This window comes from Streptomyces chryseus (genome assembly GCF_014650755.1).
In the GTDB taxonomy this organism is placed as follows: domain Bacteria; phylum Actinomycetota; class Actinomycetes; order Streptomycetales; family Streptomycetaceae; genus Streptomyces; species Streptomyces chryseus.
Map to the genome: position 1 here is coordinate 854,050 of NZ_BMVO01000001.1, position 19,852 is coordinate 873,901.

At 71.5% G+C, this 19,852-nt stretch carries 17 protein-coding genes and 2 tRNA genes; 4 read left to right on the top strand and 15 right to left on the bottom strand.

Annotation, left to right across the window (positions count from 1 at the left end):
* The first annotated feature begins 499 nt into the window (after window positions 1-499).
* Window positions 500-1,966 (top strand): hypothetical protein, encoded by a 1,467-nt coding sequence (locus IE185_RS03975; RefSeq protein WP_308432716.1) that lies wholly within the window; start codon window positions 500-502, stop codon window positions 1,964-1,966.
* The gene (locus IE185_RS03980) at window positions 1,963-3,540 is read left to right on the top strand and encodes an NADH-quinone oxidoreductase subunit NuoF family protein (RefSeq protein ID WP_138897756.1); all 1,578 of its coding nucleotides are present in this window, start codon (window positions 1,963-1,965) and stop codon (window positions 3,538-3,540) included. Before IE185_RS03975 ends, IE185_RS03980 begins: the two co-directional genes overlap by 4 nt.
* 57 nt (window positions 3,541-3,597) lie before the next feature.
* On the opposite strand, the gene IE185_RS03985 is transcribed toward IE185_RS03980, so the two are convergent.
* A tRNA-Ala gene (locus tag IE185_RS03985) sits at window positions 3,598-3,670 on the bottom strand.
* Window positions 3,671-3,797: 127 nt separating this feature from the next.
* Between IE185_RS03985 and IE185_RS03990 the strand changes: the two genes are divergently transcribed.
* Window positions 3,798-5,018: a glycosyltransferase 87 family protein gene (locus tag IE185_RS03990; protein ID WP_229843334.1), complete on the top strand. Its 1,221-nt coding sequence runs from the start codon at window positions 3,798-3,800 to the stop codon at window positions 5,016-5,018.
* Here the strand turns inward: IE185_RS03990 and IE185_RS03995 are convergent.
* The 7 genes from IE185_RS03995 to IE185_RS04025 all read right to left on the bottom strand — a co-directional run bounded on the left by IE185_RS03995 (window position 4,987) and on the right by IE185_RS04025 (window position 9,757).
* Entirely contained in the window at window positions 4,987-5,220 is a 234-nt protein-coding gene (locus IE185_RS03995) for a hypothetical protein (protein WP_138897755.1), read from the bottom strand. The genes IE185_RS03990 and IE185_RS03995 overlap by 32 nt on opposite strands.
* A 700-nt stretch (window positions 5,221-5,920) precedes the next feature.
* Window positions 5,921-5,993, bottom strand: a tRNA-Ala gene (locus IE185_RS04000).
* Between the two features lie 70 nt (window positions 5,994-6,063).
* The gene (locus IE185_RS04005) at window positions 6,064-6,732 is read right to left on the bottom strand and encodes a histidine phosphatase family protein (RefSeq protein WP_138897754.1); all 669 of its coding nucleotides are present in this window, start codon (window positions 6,730-6,732) and stop codon (window positions 6,064-6,066) included.
* On the bottom strand, window positions 6,729-7,166 hold the full coding sequence (rsfS, locus tag IE185_RS04010) for a ribosome silencing factor (protein WP_138897753.1): 438 nt from the start codon (window positions 7,164-7,166) through the stop codon (window positions 6,729-6,731). The genes IE185_RS04005 and rsfS overlap by 4 nt, the downstream gene beginning before the upstream one ends.
* A gap of 68 nt (window positions 7,167-7,234) precedes the next feature.
* Window positions 7,235-8,884 carry an LCP family protein gene (locus IE185_RS04015; RefSeq protein WP_189714602.1) on the bottom strand — a complete coding sequence of 550 codons (1,650 nt, stop codon included), beginning with the start codon at window positions 8,882-8,884 and terminating at the stop codon, window positions 7,235-7,237.
* A gap of 52 nt (window positions 8,885-8,936) precedes the next feature.
* Window positions 8,937-9,551: a nicotinate-nucleotide adenylyltransferase gene (gene nadD / locus IE185_RS04020; protein ID WP_138894847.1), complete on the bottom strand. Its 615-nt coding sequence runs from the start codon at window positions 9,549-9,551 to the stop codon at window positions 8,937-8,939.
* Window positions 9,552-9,589: 38 nt separating this feature from the next.
* Window positions 9,590-9,757: a hypothetical protein gene (locus IE185_RS04025; protein WP_167518260.1), complete on the bottom strand. Its 168-nt coding sequence runs from the start codon at window positions 9,755-9,757 to the stop codon at window positions 9,590-9,592.
* A gap of 192 nt (window positions 9,758-9,949) precedes the next feature.
* Between IE185_RS04025 and IE185_RS04030 the strand changes: the two genes are divergently transcribed.
* Complete coding sequence (locus tag IE185_RS04030) at window positions 9,950-10,999, top strand: M48 family metallopeptidase (RefSeq protein ID WP_138894846.1); 1,050 nt, start codon at window positions 9,950-9,952, stop codon at window positions 10,997-10,999.
* On the opposite strand, the gene IE185_RS04035 is transcribed toward IE185_RS04030, so the two are convergent.
* The 7 genes from IE185_RS04035 to IE185_RS04065 all read right to left on the bottom strand — a co-directional run bounded on the left by IE185_RS04035 (window position 10,996) and on the right by IE185_RS04065 (window position 19,835).
* Entirely contained in the window at window positions 10,996-12,123 is a 1,128-nt protein-coding gene (locus tag IE185_RS04035; protein ID WP_138894845.1) for an SCO2583 family membrane protein, read from the bottom strand. The two genes, IE185_RS04030 and IE185_RS04035, sit on opposite strands and share 4 nt — an antisense overlap.
* 124 nt (window positions 12,124-12,247) lie before the next feature.
* Window positions 12,248-12,865 carry an SCO2584 family spore wall biosynthesis protein gene (locus IE185_RS04040; RefSeq protein ID WP_138894844.1) on the bottom strand — a complete coding sequence of 206 codons (618 nt, stop codon included), beginning with the start codon at window positions 12,863-12,865 and terminating at the stop codon, window positions 12,248-12,250.
* A gap of 75 nt (window positions 12,866-12,940) precedes the next feature.
* On the bottom strand, window positions 12,941-14,245 hold the full coding sequence (locus IE185_RS04045; RefSeq protein WP_138894843.1) for a glutamate-5-semialdehyde dehydrogenase: 1,305 nt from the start codon (window positions 14,243-14,245) through the stop codon (window positions 12,941-12,943).
* 121 nt (window positions 14,246-14,366) lie between these two features.
* Window positions 14,367-14,852: a DUF8830 family protein gene (locus tag IE185_RS04050; protein ID WP_138894842.1), complete on the bottom strand. Its 486-nt coding sequence runs from the start codon at window positions 14,850-14,852 to the stop codon at window positions 14,367-14,369.
* 133 nt (window positions 14,853-14,985) lie between these two features.
* Window positions 14,986-16,113 carry a glutamate 5-kinase gene (proB, locus tag IE185_RS04055; RefSeq protein ID WP_138894841.1) on the bottom strand — a complete coding sequence of 376 codons (1,128 nt, stop codon included), beginning with the start codon at window positions 16,111-16,113 and terminating at the stop codon, window positions 14,986-14,988.
* Window positions 16,114-16,298: 185 nt separating this feature from the next.
* Window positions 16,299-17,528 (bottom strand): glycosyltransferase family 2 protein, encoded by a 1,230-nt coding sequence (locus tag IE185_RS04060; protein WP_138894840.1) that lies wholly within the window; start codon window positions 17,526-17,528, stop codon window positions 16,299-16,301.
* Window positions 17,529-17,711: 183 nt separating this feature from the next.
* Complete coding sequence (locus IE185_RS04065; RefSeq protein WP_229843335.1) at window positions 17,712-19,835, bottom strand: hypothetical protein; 2,124 nt, start codon at window positions 19,833-19,835, stop codon at window positions 17,712-17,714.
* Window positions 19,836-19,852: the final 17 nt, after the last annotated feature.

A 19,852-nucleotide genomic window follows, 5' to 3' on the forward strand; every position in this document is an offset into this window, starting at 1 on the left:
CTCCATCGATCGTCTCTGCCAGCGGCTGCGACATTCAGGCTGTGACGTTCAGCGAATGAACTGTGACGTTCAGCCAATGAAAAATCCCCTCGCACAGGAGGGGACGCCGCGCCGATTCCGACCGGATCTCTCATCCGTCGGGACTGATCAGCGCGGCTCGCTAAGCAGAAGGCGTACGGCACGCATGGCGTCAGGGTACCGCAGCGCCCGAGAGGGCCGCATCGCGTATCCGCCCCACGGACCGATCCCCCCTTGCCAAAGGGGTTACTCCGCGTATCGGCCCTATCCGGGGCACCGGCCGGACAAGTTTTCGCCCTTCCTGAACGCTAAACCTCCAAAGCTCGTACTGCCTGGTATGGAGCGACCTAGCATGCGGCAACGGGACCACTTTGCCGAACCATTCGGAGTCGCCCCCATGAACCCCCATCGAAAAATTTCGACCTCCCTGGCTTTCCCCTCATTGAGCCGCCCCGCACAAGGAGGCCTCACAGCCGTCGCGTTGCTCCTCATACCGCTGTTCGCCGTCCTCGGCAGCGACAGCCTGCGCGCCGCGCTCGACTTCACCACCGGCGTCCTCTCCCTGGTCTCGCTGACCGCCGCCGTCGCCTGGGGCCTGATCGCGAGGGACCGGCTGCTGCTGCGGCCGCGTCACCGGCTCCTCGCCCAGGGCGTCCACCGCGCCACGGCGGTCGCCTCCATCGGCTTCCTGCTGCTCCACGTGACGGTCAAGGTCTCGCTGGGCCACGTCGCGCTTCTGGGCGCCCTCGTCCCCTTCGGCCTCGGAGTCAGCGGTACGTCCGGCCTCATCGGATTCGGCTCGCTGGCCGGCATCCTGATGGTCGTCGCGGCCTCGACCGGCGCCCTGCGCAGCGCGTTCGCCACACCGGGACGCGTCGCGGGCCGCTGGCGGTCGCTGCACATGGTCGCCTATCCGGCGTGGGCGTCGGCCCTCATCCACGGCCTGTTCACGGGCCGGCCCGCCGCCGGGTGGGTCGTCACCATGTACTCCCTGGCCCTGACGGCGGTGGTCGGGGCCCTCTCGCTGCGCCTGCTGCCCCCGCCGCTCAAGCGGACCATCGCCGACCGGGTGGTGGCACTGGTCATCTCCCGCTCGCTGGCCCCGGCGTCCGAGGCGGCTCCCCGCGACCCCTCGCTCTCCCCGTTGCCGGGCGGCGGTTTCGCCCCGCCGGCAGAGCCGCCGCGGCCGCAGCGGCAGCCGGAGCCGCTGTTCCGCGAGGACCAGCAGCCCCCGCCGCCGCGCCTCGCGGCTCCCGCCCCGCCGCTGTACGAGGCGGCGCCCTCCCAGGACGGTCTACGCGCGGGGACTGGCACCGGCATATCCGCCGCGTACCGCGCCGTGTCGGCCTCGTCCGCGGCGCCCACCGAACGCATCCCCCTCGCGGAACAGATCCCCATGACGGAGGAGATCCCCGTCCAGGAGGCGCCGGCGCCGTCGCGGTGGCCCACCCCCTCGCCGCCGCCCCCCGCGCAGGCCGTACGCCCGCCGTACGACCCGGACCGCGCGGCGTACGGCCCGGGAGCCGTACCCGCGCCGGACCTTCCCGGGTACGGCCCCGACGGCGCGGCGCACGTTCCCGGGAACTACCAGAACCACGGAACCGACGTTCCCTGGCACGACCGGAGCCCGGAAAACGACGTTCCCTGGAACAGCCCGCACCGGGAGAACGACGTTCCCTGGAACGGCTCGAACGCAGAAAGCGACGTTCCCTGGCACGGCTCGAACCCGGGAACCGACGCTCCCTGGAACAGCCCGGCCCCTGAAACCGACGCTCCCTGGAACAGCCGGAACGCCGTACCCGACGTTCCCGCGTACTCCCCGGACGCCCCGGCCACCCCCACCGGACCGCTCCCCCACCCCCTCGACACCACCGAGCCCGCGCCCGGTCCGCTCTACCGGCCCGCCGCCGGAGAGCCCTGGCACGCACCCGCAGGAGACCGAAGTTGAACGTCCCCCTTCCCGACGTCCCCGAAGTACGCGTAGTCGGCCTTCCCCAGCTGACCACCGGCTTCGACCTGGTCGAGCGCCTCGACCTCGGCATGCATCTCAAGGTCCACGGCCCGCTGGAGCCGATGGGCGGAGAGCGCCTGGCCGAACTCGCCGACTACATCTCGCTGCGCGGGCGCGGCGGCGCCGGCTTCCCCTTCGGCAAGAAACTGCGGGCGGTCGCCAACGCCTCCATCCGGCGCGGAGTGCGCCCCGTGGTCGTCATCAACGGCAGCGAGGGCGAGCCCGCCTGCCGCAAGGACACCGTCCTGCTCAACCGGGCCCCCCACCTGGTGCTCGACGGCGCCCTGCTGGCGGCCGAGGCACTCGGAGCCCGCACCCTGATCGTCGGCGTCACCCGCAACTCGACCGAGGCGTCCATACGCACGGCCTTCGCCGAGCGCGGCCTGTCCGACCGGCGCGGCCAGCAGCTGCGCGCGCGGATCGTGCGCACCCCGGAACGCATGGTCTCCGGCGAGGCGTCCTCCCTGATCCGTGCCGCGAACGGCGGCCCCGCGCTCCCGCCCGGACGCCGCGAGCGCGCCTCGGAGACCGGCGTGGGAGGCGCGCCGACGCTGCTGTCCAACACCGAGACGTTCGCGCAGCTCGCCGTCGCCGCGCGCATAGGAGCCCGCCGCTACGGCCACACCGGCCTGGAGAACGAGCCGGGCACGGTCATGCTCACCATCTCCGGCGCCGTCTCGCGCCCCATGGTCGTCGAGGTGCCCACCGGCGTCCCGCTGCGGTACGTCCTGCAGATGGCCGGCGCCCCGCCGCTCCCCCAGGGCGTGCTGACCGGCGGCTACCACGGCAACTGGATCGACGCGGTCGCAGCCCACGACGCCGTGATCTCCCGCGAGTCCCTCGCCTCGTTCGGGGGCGCGTTGGGCGCGGGCGCGATCCTGCCGATCGGCCCCGAAACCTGCCCCCTGGGCGAGTCGCTGCGCGTCGCGAACTGGCTGGCCGCCGAGACGGCGGGCCAGTGCGGCCCCTGCCGCCTGGGCCTGCCCGCCGCCGCCGGCGGCCTGTCCGACGTACTCAACGGCGGCGGCCAGGCCGCCCTGGAGGCGCTGCGCGAGGTGACGCAGGCCGTGAAGGGCCGCGGCGCGTGCAAGCACCCCGACGGCTCGGTGCGCTTCTTCGTCTCCACCCTCAGCGCCTTCACCGACGACCTGGCGGCGCACGTCCTGGGCGGCGGCTGCGGCCGCGAGACGATGGGCGTACTGCCGCTACCGGGCCCCGGTTACGAGGAAGAGGGCATCCCGACCGGCGAGAAGTTCGCGGTGGACTGGACGCTGTGCAAGGGCCACGGCCTGTGCGCGGACATCGTCCCCGAGCTGATCCGGCTCGGCCCCGACGGCTACCCCGCCCTCGCGGACGCGTCGGTTCCGGTCCACCTGCGCGGCCGCGCGCAGCGAGCCGTACGCCGCTGCCCCGCGCTGGCGCTGCGGATCGAGGAAGAGGCTCCGCAGCGGCCGGCGCGGCCCGCGCTGCCGCCCGGCGGCCGCAAGGCCCTGGGCAGCGGCAGGGGCTGAGCCGCCCGGGACACGAAAAGGTCCCCCGGTCGAATCGACCGGGGGACCTTCGTTCTGTGGAGCTAAGGAGAATTGAACTCCTGACCTCCTGCATGCCATGCAGGCGCTCTACCAACTGAGCTATAGCCCCTTGCGTTCTGCCGCCCTGCGGGTTTCCCCGGCGGCTCCGCCAACATTACACGGTCCCCCCGGCCCTCCACCAAATCCTTTGTCCGCACACCCGTTCTGTCCCCATACGCCCGGTACTGTCAGCCGGCGTGACCGTGACCGCGCAGACCGCCGCCGCCCGCCCCGCCGTCGCCCGGCGGCCGATACTCGTCGCCGCCTCGGTCTGCCTGCTCTCCTTCGCGGCCTTCTGGGCGGCCCAGCGCGCCGCCGACGTCTCGATGATCGACCTGATGGTCTACCGGGCCGAGGGCGAGACCGTACGGGCCGGCGGGGACCTCTACGCGATGCGCGCCACCGAGGCGAACCTGCCGACCACCTACCCCCCGTTCGCCGCCCTGCTGTTCACCCCGCTGACCCTGCTCGGCGTTCCCGAGATGCGCGCGCTGGCCACCGTCGCGAACCTCCTCCTGGTCGTCGCGCTCGTGCGCCTGTCCCTGCGCCTGGTGGGCCGCGAGAGCGCGACCGCTGTCCTGTTGGCAGCCGCGCTCGCGGTCTGGTGCGAACCGGTGTGGACGACCCTGCGGTACGGGCAGGTCAACCTGCTGCTCGCGACGGCCGTGCTGTGGGACCTCACCCGCCGCGAAGGTCACCGGTGGGCGGGCGCCGGCATCGGACTGGCCGCTGCGATGAAGCTCACACCGGCGCTCTTCGCGCTCTTCCTCCTGATCACCGGTCTCGTACGGGCACGGGGCGCCCTGCGCGGCCGCACCCGCAACCCGTGGCTGCGGCAGGCCGCGACCGCCGCCGGCGTCTTCCTCGCGGCGACCGCCGCCTCGGCGGCCGTGCTGCCGTACGACTCGCACCGCTACTGGACCCGGATGATCTTCGAGGCGGGCCGGGTGGGCCATGCCGAGGACACCGCCAACCAGTCCCTGCGCGGCGTGCTCGCCCGGCTGCTGCACACCGGCGATCCGGGTGGGTGGTGGGCCGTTGCGGCCGGTCTGACGGCGGTGGTGGGCGTGACCGTCGCCGTACGGGCCGAACTGCGCGGCGAGCGGGCCGGGGCGGTGGTCGCCTGCGCGGTGACGGCGCTGCTGGTCAGCCCGGTGTCCTGGTCGCACCACTGGGTGTGGTGCGTTCCCGTGGTGCTGTTCCTGGCCGCACGCAGCCGCGCCGGGGCAGCGGCGGTGACAGGGGCGGTGTTCTGTTCGTACGCGCTGTGGTGGGTCCCGCACGGCCCCGGACGGCTCGAACTCGCCCAGGGCGTCGGCCAGATGACCCTGTCGGCGCTCTACCCGCTGGCGGCCCTCGCCGTGCTGCGCACCGTGTGCGGACCGGTCAGGCCCTGGCGAACGAGTAGAAGCGCTTGAGCGTGCAGTGCTCGTCGAGCAGCCGTCCGTAGATCGGCTCCCCTTCGAGTTCGCGGTACGTCTCGATGGGGTCGCCTTTTATGATCAGCGCCCTGGCGCATTCCTCGCACCAGTACTGATAGTCGGCGTTGACCGGCTCCATGTCCCTGACGATGGGCGTGCCACTGCCGCACCAGTCGCATTTCCTCCTGTGTGCGCCCATCACTCAGTTCCAGCTGCGGCGGCAGGCCGTGCACACGTACGAGATACCTCCGTTGTCGCTGCCGGGCAGGCCACGGACCGCATCGAGGATGCTCGCGGGCATCGCGCTCTCCTCCCCATCAGACCGTCGTCCCCCTCCGGCGGTCCGATTCTGCCATGGCTCCGCAAGGGGGTCAGTGGCGTGAGCGCAGGACGCCCGCCGCGGCTCCGAAGATCGACGCGGCGGCCCGGCGCAAGGAGCGCATACCCACAGCACATCGGCGTACGCACGCACCCCGGCGCATTCAGCCGGTTGAGGAAGAGAGTGCCGAATGTCGCGGCGCCGAGCAACCGCCCGCGTCGCCTCACCGGCGCCCGCGAAGACCGCCGCGAGCGGCCGGCCGTGACACGTACGCCAGGAAGGCCGCGTAAAGCCCCGCGAAGGCCCCCAGGGGCGGCGAGAACCCCACCGGCCACCACTGATCCTGTCCGAGGCGCCAGCAGCACCGTGAACAGCGGCACAGCGGCCACCTGACCCAGCACCAGCCCCGGCAGGTTGGAGACGTCGGCAAGCCGCTCCCGAAGACGTGGAGTTGATACGGATGACTTCGGCGTCGCTCTCCCCCGACGGAATGCCGTCCCTGCGCGGACGGTGAAGAGAGTCCGCAGCAGATAGCAAGAAATCCCGGTCCCTCCTGGAGGAGGGACCGGGATCCTGATTGTGGAGCTAAGGAGAATTGAACTCCTGACCTCCTGCATGCCATGCAGGCGCTCTACCAACTGAGCTATAGCCCCGCTGTTCTGTGCGCTGTGCGCTGCGAACAAGAAGAACTTTAGCCTGCGACCTGCCAGAAAGTGAAATCCGCTAGTCGTCGTCCCCGAGCACCGGTTCCGGAAGCGTCCCGGCGTTGTGCTCCAGGAGCCGCCAGCCGCGCGCGCCTTCACCCAGCACCGACCAGCAGCAGTTGGAAAGTCCGCCGAGACCCTCCCAGTGGTACGACTCCAGACCCAGGAGCCGGCCGATGGTGGTGCGGATGGTGCCGCCGTGGCTGACGACGACCAGCGTGCCGTTGTCGGCCAGTTTGTCGGCGTGCTCCAGCACGACCGGAGCCGCCCGGTCGGCGACCTCGGTCTCCAGCTCGCCACCACCGCGCCGCACCGGCTCGCCGCGCTTCCACGCCGCGTACTGCTCGCCGAACTGCCCGATGATCTCGTCGTGCGTCAGGCCCTGCCAGGCACCCGCGTACGTCTCGCGCAGTGCGGCGTCGTGCGTCACGTCGAGGCCGGTCAGGGCGGCCAGCTCACCGGCCGTGGCCGCCGCCCGCTTGAGGTCGGACGAGATCATCACATCCGGCTTCAGGGAGGCGAGCAACCTGGCGGCCCGGCGCGCCTGGGCGACGCCGGTCCCGGTCAGCTCGATGTCGGTGCTGCCCTGGAAGCGGCGCTCCAGGTTCCACGCGGTCTGGCCGTGCCGCCACAGGACGATGCGGCGGCCCCGGCTCTTCTTGCCCGTACCGGCGGCGCTGCTGTTCAGCTCAGGTCTCCGTCCACTTCACCGGCCGCACGCAGCTTGGCGTGCTCCTCGGCCAGGCCCCGGGTCTTCACGGCGTCCTCGGGCAGCGCGATCTCGGGGCAGTCCTTCCACAGGCGCTCCAGCGCGTAGAAGACGCGCTCCTCGCTGTGCTGGACGTGGACGACGATGTCGACGTAGTCGAGAAGCACCCAGCGGGCCTCGCGGTCGCCCTCGCGGCGCACGGGCTTGGCGCCGAGGTCCTTGTTCAGCCGCTCCTCGATCTCGTCGACGATCGACTTGACCTGGCGGTCGTTGGGCGCCGAGGCGACCAGGAAAGCGTCGGTGATGGACAGCACATCGCTGACGTCGTAGGCGATGATGTCGTGCGCGAGCCGGTCGGCGGCCGCCTGAGCGGCGGCGTTGATGAGCTCGATGGAACGGTCAGTGGCGGTCACTAGCAGGCTTTCGTCGGCGGTCAGAGATACCCCCAGGGTCTCACGGACCGCCGACAGCCCCGACGGCATTACTTCGCCTTGAAGTCCTGGCCCAGCACGACCGTCACATCGGCGTTCGCGGCCGCCTTGCCCTTGCGCACCGCGCCCAGCGGCAGGCCCAACGTCTTGGCGACCTCCCGGGCCGTCTCCTTCTGGACCGCGTCGCCATAGCTGACCTGCGACGACGTGACGACCGAGGTGGCCTTGCCGGAGTCCACGAACGTGTAGCCGCCGTTGACCAGGGCGATCCTGGCGGTCTCGTTGGCGTCCGTGTTCCCGTTGGCGTTGCGTACGCCGACCCGCACGGCCGCGCCCTGCTCCGGGCTGCTGGCCGAGCCGCCGAGGATGTCCTTGACCACACTCTCGGCGGCGGAATCGCTCAGCGTGCCGTCGGGCTGGACCGGCAGCAGCGCCGTCTTGTAGTCGCCGCCCTTGGCGTGCTCGGCGAGCTTCGCCAGCGAGGCGCCGAGGTCCTTCTCCGGCAGCGACGGGTCGAGGATCTGCGCCAGTGAGCGGACGGTCGTGGTCGCCGCCTGCGGGTCGTCCGAGATCTTCTTCAGCACGCCCTGCATGACCCGCCCGAAACGCTGGAGCTGCTCGGTCTCCGCCTCGCCCGGCGCCCGGTAGGTGGCGTAGGCGACGGCCATCCGGCCGCTCAGCGTCTGCTGCTCGCCCTGCCGCACCACGGGCGTGGCGCCCTTCTTGGTGTCGGGCACATCGGTGTCGGTGTCGATCTCGATGTTGCCGACCAGCTCGACGAGGTTCTCCAGGTACGGCGTGTCGAGCCGCCAGGTGCCGCCGATCCTCGTCCCGAGTACGGAGCCGACCGCCTCGCGCGTGCCCGCCGTGCCGTCGTCGTCGACCGACTTGGCGAGCGTGGTGGTGGTGCCGTCGTCGTTCGCGACGGACAACGAGTTGGGGAGCAGGACGGTGGTGCCCTGTCCCGTCGTGGCGTTGTTCACGAGCAGCGCGGTCGAGGTGGCGCCCTTGGTGGTGTGCAGGTGCACGGCGATCACGTCGCGCTTCTGCGGACCCGACGCGGCGGGCGGAGCGTCCTTCTTGCCGGAGAGGCCGGGCAGCAGGCCCGCGTACCAGAGGTAGCCGACACCGCCGGCGACGACGAGCGCGACGGCGACGACCAGGGCGACGACGCGGTTGCGGCCGCGGCGCCTGGCCTCCTCGCGGCGCTCGGTGCGGCTCTCGGTGAACTTCAGCCAGTCGATGACGTCTTCGGAGTTCTCGTCCGGCTCTTCGACGAAGGAGAACTGCTCGGTCGCGTACTCGTTCTCGGGACGGCGCTGCTCGGGAACGGCGACGGCCTCACGGACCGGCTCCGGCTCGGGCGCGGGGGCGGGGGCGGGGGCCGGAGGAGGGGCCTGGGCGGGCGCGGCCTGCTGCGGGATCCACTGCTGTTGCTGGGCGGTGTCGACGTACCCGTACTGCTGCTGCTGGTGTTCCGGCTGCTGCCCGTAGGGGTCGTACGACGGCTGCTGGGCGTACGGGTCGTAGCCGTACCCCTGCTGCTGGTGCGGGTCGTACTGCTGCTGGTCCTGCTGCCGCGTCTGCTGCTGGGCCTGCTGGTACACCGGCTGCCCGTACGCGTCGTAGCCGATGATCTCCGGCTGCTGGGCGTACGGATCCTGCGCGTACGGGTCGTACGGGTAGTTTCGGTCGTTCACCGGTGCCCCTCTCCCTGCTTGTCTGTGCTCCCCGTACGGCCGGGCCGACCGCTCATTCGCGGTACAGCGCGCGCTTGTCGATGTAGCGGACGACACCGTCCGGGACGAGGTACCAGACAGGCTCGCCCACCGCGACCCGCGCCCGGCAGTCGGTCGACGAGATCGCCAGGGCCGGCACCTCCACCAGCGACACACCGCCCTTGGGCAGCCCGTCGTCCGTCAGGTCGTGGCCGGGCCTGGTCACACCGATGAAGTGGGCGAGCGAGAACAGCTCCTCCGCGTCCCGCCAGGTGAGGATCTGGGCGAGCGCGTCGGCACCGGTGATGAAGAAGAGGTCCGCGTCGCTGTTCAGATCGCGCAGATCACGCAGTGTGTCGATGGTGTACGTCGGACCGCCGCGGTCGATGTCGATCCGGCTCACCGAGAACTGCGGGTTGGACGCCGTCGCGATGACCGTCATCAGGTAGCGGTCCTCCGCGAGGGAGACGTGCTTGTGGCTCTTCTGCCACGGCTGCCCGGTCGGTACGAACACCACCTCGTCGAGGTGGAACTGGGCGGCCACCTCACTGGCGGCCACCAGGTGTCCGTGATGGATCGGATCGAACGTCCCGCCCATCACGCCGAGTCGGCGTTTGCCGGGACCGCTCGGCCTCTGCTGCTCTCCCATGCGTGCAGAGCCTACTGGCCCCGTCTCGCGGCCCCGTCTCAGCGGTCGCGGTTGAAGCGCGTGGTGATCCACAGCAGCAGCAGGAGCGCGAGCAGGGCGCCACCGCCGGTGAGGTAGGGGTTGAGGGATTCGTGGTTCCCGCCGTGCTCGCCGCCCTCACCGGAGGCGAGGGTCACGAGGGAGGCAGCGGTGCTGTGGAGGCTCATCTTCGGCAGGACCTATCGGGAGTCGGAGCGGAGACTTCGCGGACATCGTATGCGGGCGGTGCGGGCACGCTCACGCCGACTCAGTCGTTCACGCGATGTCCGGCCCGACGGACCGGCCGAGCGTGCCGTGCGGGAGCACTTACGCTGAGGCGGTCCGGGGGACGGGAAACACTCGTAGACAGGGGGCCACCCATGACCGACGGCAATCACGAGAACGTACCGGGCCGCAACCGCCGGCGCTTCCCGGACATCTCTTCCCGGGCGTACGAACATCCGGCGGACCGCTCGGCCCTGGTGGCCCTGCGCAAGCTCACCGGCTTCGACACCGTGTTCAAGGCGATGAGCGGGCTGCTTCCCGAGCGCAGCCTGCGGCTGCTCTTCCTCTCCGACTCGGTGCGGGTGAGCGAGGCCCAGTTCGCCCATCTGCACACGATGCTGCTGGACGCCTGCTCCATCCTGGACCTGAAGAAGGTCCCGCCGATGTACGTCGCGCAGGACCCGAAGCCCAACGCCATGTGCATCGGCCTGGACGAGCCGATCATCGTGGTCACCACCGGCCTGGTGGAGCTGCTCGACGAGGAGGAGATGCGGGCCGTCGTCGGCCACGAGGTGGGCCACGCCCTGTCCGGCCACTCCGTGTACCGGACGATCCTCCTCTTCCTCACGAACCTGGCGCTGAAGGTCGCGTGGATCCCCCTCGGCAACATCGCGATCATGGGGATCGTGACGGCGCTGCGCGAGTGGTTCCGCAAGTCGGAGCTCTCGGCGGACCGCGCGGGCCTGCTGGTCGGCCAGGACCTCCAGGCGTCGATGCGCGGCCTGATGAAGATCGCCGGCGGCAACCACCTGCACGAGATGAACGTGGACGCGTTCCTGGCGCAGGCCGAGGAGTACGAGGCCGGGGGCGACCTGCGCGACTCCGTGCTGAAGATCCTCAACGTGCTGCCGCGCTCGCACCCCTTCACCACGGTCCGCGCCGCCGAGCTGAAGAAGTGGGCGGAGAGCCGCGACCACCAGCGGATCATGGACGGCCACTACCCGAAGCGCGACCAGGACGGCGACACCTCCGTCACGGACTCCTTCCGCGAGTCCGCGTCCCACTACGCCGACACGGTCCGCACGAGCAAGGACCCGCTGATGAAGCTGGTCGGCGACATCGCGGGCGGCGCGGGCGACCTCGGTGGGAAGCTGCGGGACAAGTTCACCGGCGGCGGCAGCGGCAACGGCACCGCCAAGGGCTAGCCGCCGCCCCGCGGGCTGGGCATCGCGCTCGGGGCGAACACGCCGCAGAGGGCCGGCGTGGCCGGACCCGTCGCGTACGGGTCGGTCCCGGCCGGTCCCTCGGCCGGGGCGCGCTGTCCGGCCGGCACGGGCCGCAGATGGCCCGCCGCGTCCGCCGAGCACGCCTGGGGTCCGACCTGGGCGTACGAGACGACCAGCTCGGCCCGGTGCGTCCGCAGGTCGTCGCGGTCGAAGCGCAGACGCAGCTCACGGCGGACGGTGAACAGCGAAGCGCCGTCCGCCCGGGGATCCCCGGCCGCGCCCGCCGCCGGGCGCAGCGCGTACACGAAGGTGTGGTCGGAGGTCACTTCGAGGCGGGCGGACTCGCTCTCCTCGACGCGCAGGACGCCCTGTACGCGTACCGGCTCGTCGGCGGGCGTCACCTGCGCCGGGTCGAAGCGGACGAGCCATCCCGTGGCGGCGTGCCTGCCGTCGTCGGCCGGGGCGTCGAAGCTGCGGTCGAACTGGGTCAGCTGGTCCGGGTCGAGCAGCGCCCGCACCGGGCGCACGGTGCTGCCCTTCAGCACGTCCGGGTCGAGGGACGACGCGGTGAGGTAGTGCTTGGCGATGGTCAGCGCGGACATCACCTGCCCCTCCGAGAAGTGGGCGGTGCGCCGCGCGGACGGCAGGGTGATGCCCTCGGCGCCCGTGCGGTACTGCGCGGCCGGACTGCGCTCGAAGAGCTCGGCGGGCTCACCGCCCGGCACCGCTCCCTCCGGGGCCAGCGGTATCACCGCGGTCCGCATGAGCCCTGCGCGGGTGGCCGGCGGCGGCTGGTAGGGGTGGCGTACGCCCAGGTACACCGCGGCGCCGAAGGCGACGGCGACCAGCAGGACGAGCACCAGCGCCTGCTTGACCCCCGCGCCGCCACGGCCGCTCCCGCGACCGTCGCGGTCCCGGCCCGTCCACCCGGGCCGGTCGCGGACGGCCTTCTCGTGGTCGCTCATGCGCTCCTGGGCGGAGTACTCCTGGAGGCGGGCAGCCCGTACGAACGATTCGTCGAAGACGACGGACCGGTACTCGTCGTCGCTGCCACCCGGGAGGCCCTCGGGTACCCCCTCAGGTGGCTCTCCGCGCCCTGCCATACCTTCAGAGTAGGTCGGCGGGAGGGAAGGTAAACGCCCTACCGGGGCACAGTTGGCGACCACCGCAGCCACACAGCGTGATCGCACCAGGTCGAGTGGTTCGGGCCCGGGCGGACGGGTGCGGTCAGGGCGTGCTGCGCGGAACGGCGGGCGCGGCGGGCGGCGAGTACTCCGCCGAGGTGGAGGGACCGCCCGGCCCGCCGGGGCCTCCCGGGCGGGAGTTGTCACTCGTCGCGGGCGGCGGCACCTGGTCCTCACGCCCGCCGGACGCCCCCCGGTAGACGGCGGTGAAGGCGAGCGCCACCATCCCGACGCCCATCAGCAGGGCCAGTATCCAGGCCACCGGCCGGTGCCAGCGCGTGTGCCCCCGGTAGGGGCGCAGGGCACCGCCGTGACGCCCGTACGGGCCCGCGCCGTCCTCGTACGCCTCGTCGCCGTGCAGCGGCCCGTACACGCCGTCGTGGCGGCCTTCGCGGGCGCCGTACTCGGAGCCGTACGCGTCGTCGTACGGATCGTCGTCCGCGGGGACCTTGCCGGCTCTCGCCCGGGCGGCCGCCTCGGCCTCGGCGCGCGCCTGGGCGGTGGCCAGCAGCCGCTCGACGGCGGTCGGTTCATGGATCTCGGCGGCCCGTACGAAGTCCTCGTCGAACACCACGGAGGCGAAGTCCTCGTCCGCGCCTCCGCGGTCGTCGTCGGGCTCCCAGCCGTCCTGGAACGGCTTGCCCCCCACGTCGTCCGGCACTCGTTCAGCGTAGACCTGGACGGTCGCTTCGGACAGGGAAACCGCAAACGCCGCGGGGGCGGTCCGGAGTGTTCGTCAGCGCGTGTGGCCGTCGCCCGTCACGATGTACTTCGTCGACGTCAGCTCGGGAAGACCCATGGGGCCGCGGGCGTGCAGCTTCTGCGTGGAGATCCCGATCTCGGCGCCGAATCCGAACTGACCGCCGTCCGTGAAGCGGGTGGAGGCGTTCACGGCGACCGTGGTCGAGTCCACCAACTGGGTGAACCGGCGCGCGGCGGCCTGCGAGGTCGTGACGATCGCCTCGGTGTGCCCGGAGGTCCAGCGGCGGATGTGCGTGACGGCCCCGTCCAGCGAGTCGACGACGGCGGCGGCGATGTCGTACGAGAGGTACTCCGCCTCCCAGTCGTCCTCCGTGGCCGCCACGACGGCCGCCTTGGACCCCTCGGCGTACGGGAGCACCCGCTCGTCGCCGTGGACCGTGACGCCCGCCTCGGCGAGCGCGTCCAGCGCGCGCGGCAGGAAGACGTCCGCGATGTCCTGGTGGACGAGGAGCGTCTCGGCGGCGTTGCAGACGCTGGGCCGCTGGGCCTTGGAGTTGACGAGGATGTCGACGGCCATGTCGATGTCGGCCTCGGCGTCCACGTAGACGTGGCAGTTGCCGGTGCCCGTCTCGATGACGGGGACGGTGGACCCCTCGACGACCGTACGGATCAGGGACGCGCCGCCGCGCGGGATCAGGACGTCGACCAGGCCGCGGGCGCGCATCAGCTCGCGCACGGAGTCGCGGGACTCCCCCGGCACGAGCTGCACGGCGTCGGCGGGCAGGCCGGCGGCGGCGATCGCGTCGCGCAGCACGCCGACGAGGGCCGTGTTGGAGGCGTACGCCGACGAGGAGCCGCGCAGCAGCACCGCGTTGCCGGACTTCAGGCAGAGCGCGGCGGCGTCCACGGTCACGTTCGGCCGGGCCTCGTAGATGATCCCGACGACGCCGAGCGGCACGCGCACCTGCCGCAGGTCGATGCCGTTGGGCAGGGTGGAGCCGCGTACGACCTCGCCGACCGGGTCGGGCAGGCCCGCCACGTCCCGGACGTCGGACGCGATGGCGGCGACCCGCTCGGCGGTGAGCGTCAGCCGGTCGATGACCGTCTCGCTCGTGCCGGCGGCCCGGGCCTTGGCGACGTCCTGGGCGTTGGCCTCGACGATCTCGTCCGTACGGGCCTCCAGCGCGTCGGCGACCGCCAGCAGCGCGGCGTCCTTGGCGGAGCGCGGGAGTGGCGCGATCGCGTCGGCGGCGGCGCGGGCCCGCCGGGCGGTCAGCGTGACGGGGGACCCGGCGGCCGCGGTGGTGCCGGTGCCGGCGAGAGGAGAGTGCGAGGTCATACCCGCAGGGTAATGCGCGCTCCGCGGGGGTTCACCGGGTATCCCGCTCCGCGAGACGCCCGCCGGACGTCCGCGAGACATCTGCGAGACGCCGCGTGCGCCCGACGGGGCGTCGCCGCGGTCAGTACGGATGCACCCCGACCGGCGCCGCAGGCGGCGGGCCGTACCCCTCGGCCACCCGCTGGTGGTAGGTGTCCCGGTCGATGACCTCCAGGCCCACGATCTCCCACGGCGGCAGCTTCGACGTCGACCGGTGCTCGCCCCACAGGCGCAGGGCGACGGCCGCCGCGTCGTGCAGGTCGCGTGCCTCTTCCCAGTACCGGATCTCCGCGTGGTCGTTGGCGTACCTGCTGGTCAGCAGGAAAGGGTGGTCGTGGGCGAGCTGTTCGAGCCCGCGCCGTACCTCCTGCAGCGGTGCCTCGGCGCCCGAGACGCTGAGGGTGATGTGCCAGAGCCTCGACACCTCCCGCGTGCCGTGGACGTCCTGGGCGGGTGCGGACCCCTGGGCCGGCTCCGGGGCGTCGCCGAAGTCCGCCCCGGCCCCGACACTGGTCAGGGCTCGTTCGGCCGTCCCTCGGGGCAGCGCCCCCGGACGCGCTCGTCTCACCGGCGGCCTCCTGTAATGCGTTGCTCTGCTGTACCCCGCGCTGTTTCCCCCGCAACAAAGTTGACCAGTCCTGGGCCTGGCGCGGGGCGGTTTTCCGGAAGGTCTCTGCCGCGAGGCGGGTCTTTCAGCCGTTTCAGGGGTGGAGAAGGACCAGATCGTCCCTGTGTACGACCTCTCGCTCATATGCGGGACCGAGCTCCTTCGCCAGGTCGCGCGTGGACCGGCCGAGCAGCTGCGGGATCTCCTTGGCGTCGTAGTTCACGAGCCCGCGGGCGACCGCCACGCCCGCCGCGTCACGCAGCTCCACCGGGTCGCCGGCGCTGAACTCGCCCTCGACACCGGCGATTCCGGCCGGCAGCAGCGACGTACGCCGCTCCACCACGGCCCGTACCGCCCCGTCGTCGAGCAGGAGCGCGCCCTGTGGCGTGGAGGCGTGCGCGAGCCACAGCAGCCGGTCGGCGCTGCGGCGGCCGGTCGCGTGGAAGTACGTGCCGGTGTCACGGCCGGCGAGGGCGTCGGCGGCTTGGCTGGCGGAGGTGAGGACGACCGGGATGCCGGCCGCGGCGGCGATCCGGGCGGCCTCGACCTTGGTCACCATGCCGCCGGTGCCCACACCCGCCTTGCCCGCGCTGCCGATGGAGACGTGCGCGATGTCACCGGGGCCGCGCACCTCGTCGATGCGGGAGGTGCCGGGGAGGCTCGGGTCGCCGTCGTACAGTCCGTCCACGTCGGACAGGAGCACCAGCAGGTCGGCCCGTACGAGATGGGCGACGAGGGCGGCTAGCCGGTCGTTGTCGCCGAAGCGGATCTCGTCCGTGGCCACGGTGTCGTTCTCGTTGACGACGGGGACGGCGCCCATGGCCAGGAGCTGGTCCAGTGTCCGGTAGGCGTTGCGGTAGTGGGCGCGGCGGCTGGTGTCGTCGGTGGTGAGCAGCACCTGGCCGACGCGTACGCCGTACCGCGCGAAGGAGGCGGTGTAGCGGGCCACGAGGAGGCCCTGGCCGACGCTGGCGGCGGCCTGCTGGCGGGCGAGGTCCTTGGGGCGGCGGGCCAGTCCCAGCGGTGCGAGCCCGGCGGCGATCGCGCCGGACGACACGAGCACGATCTCCTTCTCACCGCCGCTGCGCGTCTTGGCCAGGACGTCGACGAGCGCGTCGACCCGGTCGGCGTCGAGCCCTCCCGACGCGGTGGTGAGCGAGGAGGAGCCGACCTTCACAACGATCCTGCGGGCCTCGGAAACGCCCTGCCTTGCCCCTGACACGTACAGACCCCACTCTTGCTCGCCCGGTTCTCCCCGCAATGTACGTGAGCCGCTCCGGGCGCCGCTCGCGCATTTCGCCCCGTGGGACGGCCGACGGCCCGTCCGGCGCGACGGCCGGGAACGCCGCCGGCCGTCTCCGTGGCCCCGGGGGGACGCGGAGACGGCCGGCGGACGGTGAGGGACCGTCAGGAACGCGCGGGACGGCCTGCCGCCGTCCCGCGCGCCATCCTGCGCAACTTCCGCACCACGCGCCGGGCGAAGGACGGTTTCGGCTTGCCTGCCTTGGGCACGCTCACGCGCACCCCGTCGACCCACTCGGGGACCGTGACGGCGTACATCTCGTCGGGCACGCCCGCCTCCTTGTCGCCGAAGTGCGGGTACGCCAGGTACGGCTTGCCCTCCCGGCCCTTGCGGACCACCTCCGGAACCTCCTTCGCCTGAAGGAACCTCAGATGCTCCTCCAGGAGATCGGCCCGTCCCTCTGCCACGTAGTGCAGCCGCAGCCGCTCGGGCACCTTCAGCCGGCGGGCCACGCCGGGCGTCCAGTACTTGTCGGTGAGCGGCTGGGCGAGCTCCAGCTTGTCCTGCCGGGTGCCGGTCTTCGCCTTGAGCCAGCGGTGGTCGAACTGCGGCAGGAGCGTGATCACGAAGGGACGGATCATCAGCTCGTCCCGCTGCTCGCCGGGCGGGAAGAAGTCGGCGATCAGGTCCATGAGGGCCGTCGCCGAGTCGAAGCGCATCGCGTAACTGCCGCTCTGCGTGATGTGTTTGCCGTCGTCGCGCCGCACGATGTAGAGGCAGACGTAGTCGGCGACGATCGACACCCCGTTGCTTCGCACATACGCCTCAAGGGTGAAGCGCGCGTCCTCGCCTGTATACAGCTGCTGGTCGAAGCGCATCCGGTGCTTCTCCAACAGCTCACGCCGGAAGAGCTTCTCCGCGCTGAGCGTGAACTTGATGTTGGAGGAGAAGAGGTCCGTACGCTCCAAGGTGCGCCCGAACATGGACTTCGGCGCACCGCGCCCGATGCCCTCGATCTTGCCCAGCACGACATCCGTGCCGTTGCGGTCGGCCATCGCGACCATCCGCTCCAGCGCCTCGTCGCCGAGGTAGTCGTCGGCGTCGAGGAAGAAGACATAGCGGCCGCGGGCCATGTCGAGACCTACGTTGCGGGGGCCACTGGGTCCACCGGAATTCTCCTGGTGAACGACGCGGGTGGAGACCTTGCTCCTGGCGGCGAACTCGTCGAGATACTCTCCGGTCCCGTCGGTCGATCCGTCGTTGACGGCGACGATCTCTATGCGGTCGGCGCCCAGCGTCTGAGCCTCGACCGACTTCAAACAGGGGATCAGGTAGGGCATCGCCTCGTACGCACCGATGATCACGGTTACATCGGGAATCTCGACTGCGGCCATGCCCGTCTCATTCTCGTTCATCGACATCCAAGACAGTCGGCACATGGGTGTGGTTGTTCACCATCGTTACTTTTCCACGTGACGCGCGCCACACCGCGCACGAATGGCCCGGCAGATCGTCTTGAAAGACGCCCTGCCGGGCCGATTTTGTATCTTTGTCCAACTTTCGACCGACTGTCGGGATCAGCCCGGCACGGTCGAGTCGATCCCGCTCGCCTCCGGCGCCGAGTCGCTCGGGTCCGCCGCGGCGACGGCGACCTCCGGGCCGGTGCGCTGGGCCACTCCCAGGTTGCGGGCCTCGGACTTGGCCGCGAGGGTCCGTACGGCGTCGTTGAACTGCACGATGGACGCCGGCTCGTCGGGACCCAGCAGGTACGCCTTCAGCTCGCGGCGGGCCTCCGCCAGCGGGTCGGCGCCCTCGCCGCCCGTGATGGCGGCGAGCAGCTCACCGAGCTGCGCGGCACTGTTGTCGAGGATCACGGCGGCGCGTACGGCGGTGTTCTGCTGCTTGAACTCCTCGACGCCCAGCTCCGCGGAGTCGGTCACGGCGTACGGCTTGCCGCTCGCGATGAAGTCCGACACCACGCTGGAGATGTCGGAGACCATGCCGTCCGACTCGTTGAAGCAGTCGTACAGGCGCGGCTCGGCGCCGCTGATGACCCGGTGCTCCCACCAGCCGAACGAGCGCCAGTACGCGTCGTTCCACTCGTCCCTGAGCTGCGCCAGCTCGGCCTCGCGCACCGGGTCCGGCAGGGCGTCGCGGGAGATCTCCGCCTCGTCCTTGCCGTTCTTGGCCGCGCCCTTGCCCTTGGCGCCCAGTTCAGCGAGACGGGCCTCGATACGGGCCAGTTCGGCCTGCGCTGCGCTCCGTTCCGCCTGGAGCGCGGCGGCGTCCGCGGCCCAGCGGGCGTCGGTGGCGCGCGCGGCGGCCGCCTCCTCCACCATCGCGGTGATACGGGCGTGGACGGCCTTGGCCGCGGGGCTGCGCGTCCCGGTGAAGGGGTGGGGCTTGTAGAGCACCCGGACCGGCTGCTCGGCCTCCAGAAGGCGCCTGACGATGTTCTCGCCGGCCAGCAGGATCGAGGTGTTGCCCGGGTTGTCGTCCCAGCCCTCCCACGTGGGGGCGTACAGCACGGTGGGGACGGGATGCTTCGGCGTACCGCTCCAGGGCTGGATCGGGGCGAGCTGCGGGCGGCCCACCTCGACGATGTCCTCGTCGCGGACGCCGACGTCGGCGAGGGCGTAGCGGTCGCGGCCGGCCCGGCCCGCGCTCCACACCTCGTCGTACACCTTGCTGAACGGGTTGATGCTCGCGACCTTGTCGCTGTCGCCGTGACCGATGAAGACGTGCTTCATGGTGGGGACGCGCAGCATGTGGATGTTCTTGCCGACGTTGGCGGCGTAGAGCGCGACGCGGACCGTGGACAGGTCCATGTTCATCAGGTGCGTGGCGCTCGGGACGCAGATCACCGGGACCGAGGTCGGACCGAGCTGCGGCACGATGTGGCGCTCGCGCAGGACGATCAGCGGCCTGCCGTCGAGCTGCTTCATCGTGTCGAGCCACATGTTGACCTGGTACGCCGACTCCCGGGAGCCGGAGAAGTACAGGACCGTGGTGGGGCGGTAGTCGCGCAGCCAGCTGTCGACGCCTTCGAGGACGGTGTCCACCGGCGGCACGCGGCGGCCGCGGCGCAGGTACGGCAGCAGCACCACGACGTAGGCGACGGCCAGGGCCAGGGTGAGCGCGAGACCCGCGTAGCCGACGGCGTACTCGCCGCTCTGGACGGCGATCAGCACGCCCGCCACGGCGAAGACGTCGAGGTGCAGCATCTTCTCGGCGGACCGGTTCAGCAGCCGCTTGGGCGGGGCCGGCGGGATGCTCAGCATGCCGAGGTCGACGTTGCGGGTGACGACCGGCATCCGCCGGCGCAGGCGGATCAGCGTGACGAGGGCGCCGTGCGGGGCCTGGAGCGCGTAGAAGAGCAGGAGGGCCGCGATCGTCACGTAGAAGATCGACTGCTCGGCCAGGTGTATGCGGGCCAGCAGCAGGATCAGCAGCAGCTGGCGCACCAGGAAGCGGATCGAGAGCCCGGCCCGGACCTTGCCGAGGCGGTTGATCAAGTAGCTGCCGCGCCGGTGCAGATGCCGGTCCGCGAGGTACGTCGCGGCGACGGCGGCCGCGAAGAACCAGAGGTTCGGGATCAGCGCGGCGAGCATCACGCACGGATACCCGAGGCCGATGACGGCGGCGGCGGCCAGTTCGGACCCGCTGCCCACGCGGGCCAGGCGGATGGCGGTCGAAATCACGAAGAACCTGCTCCAGA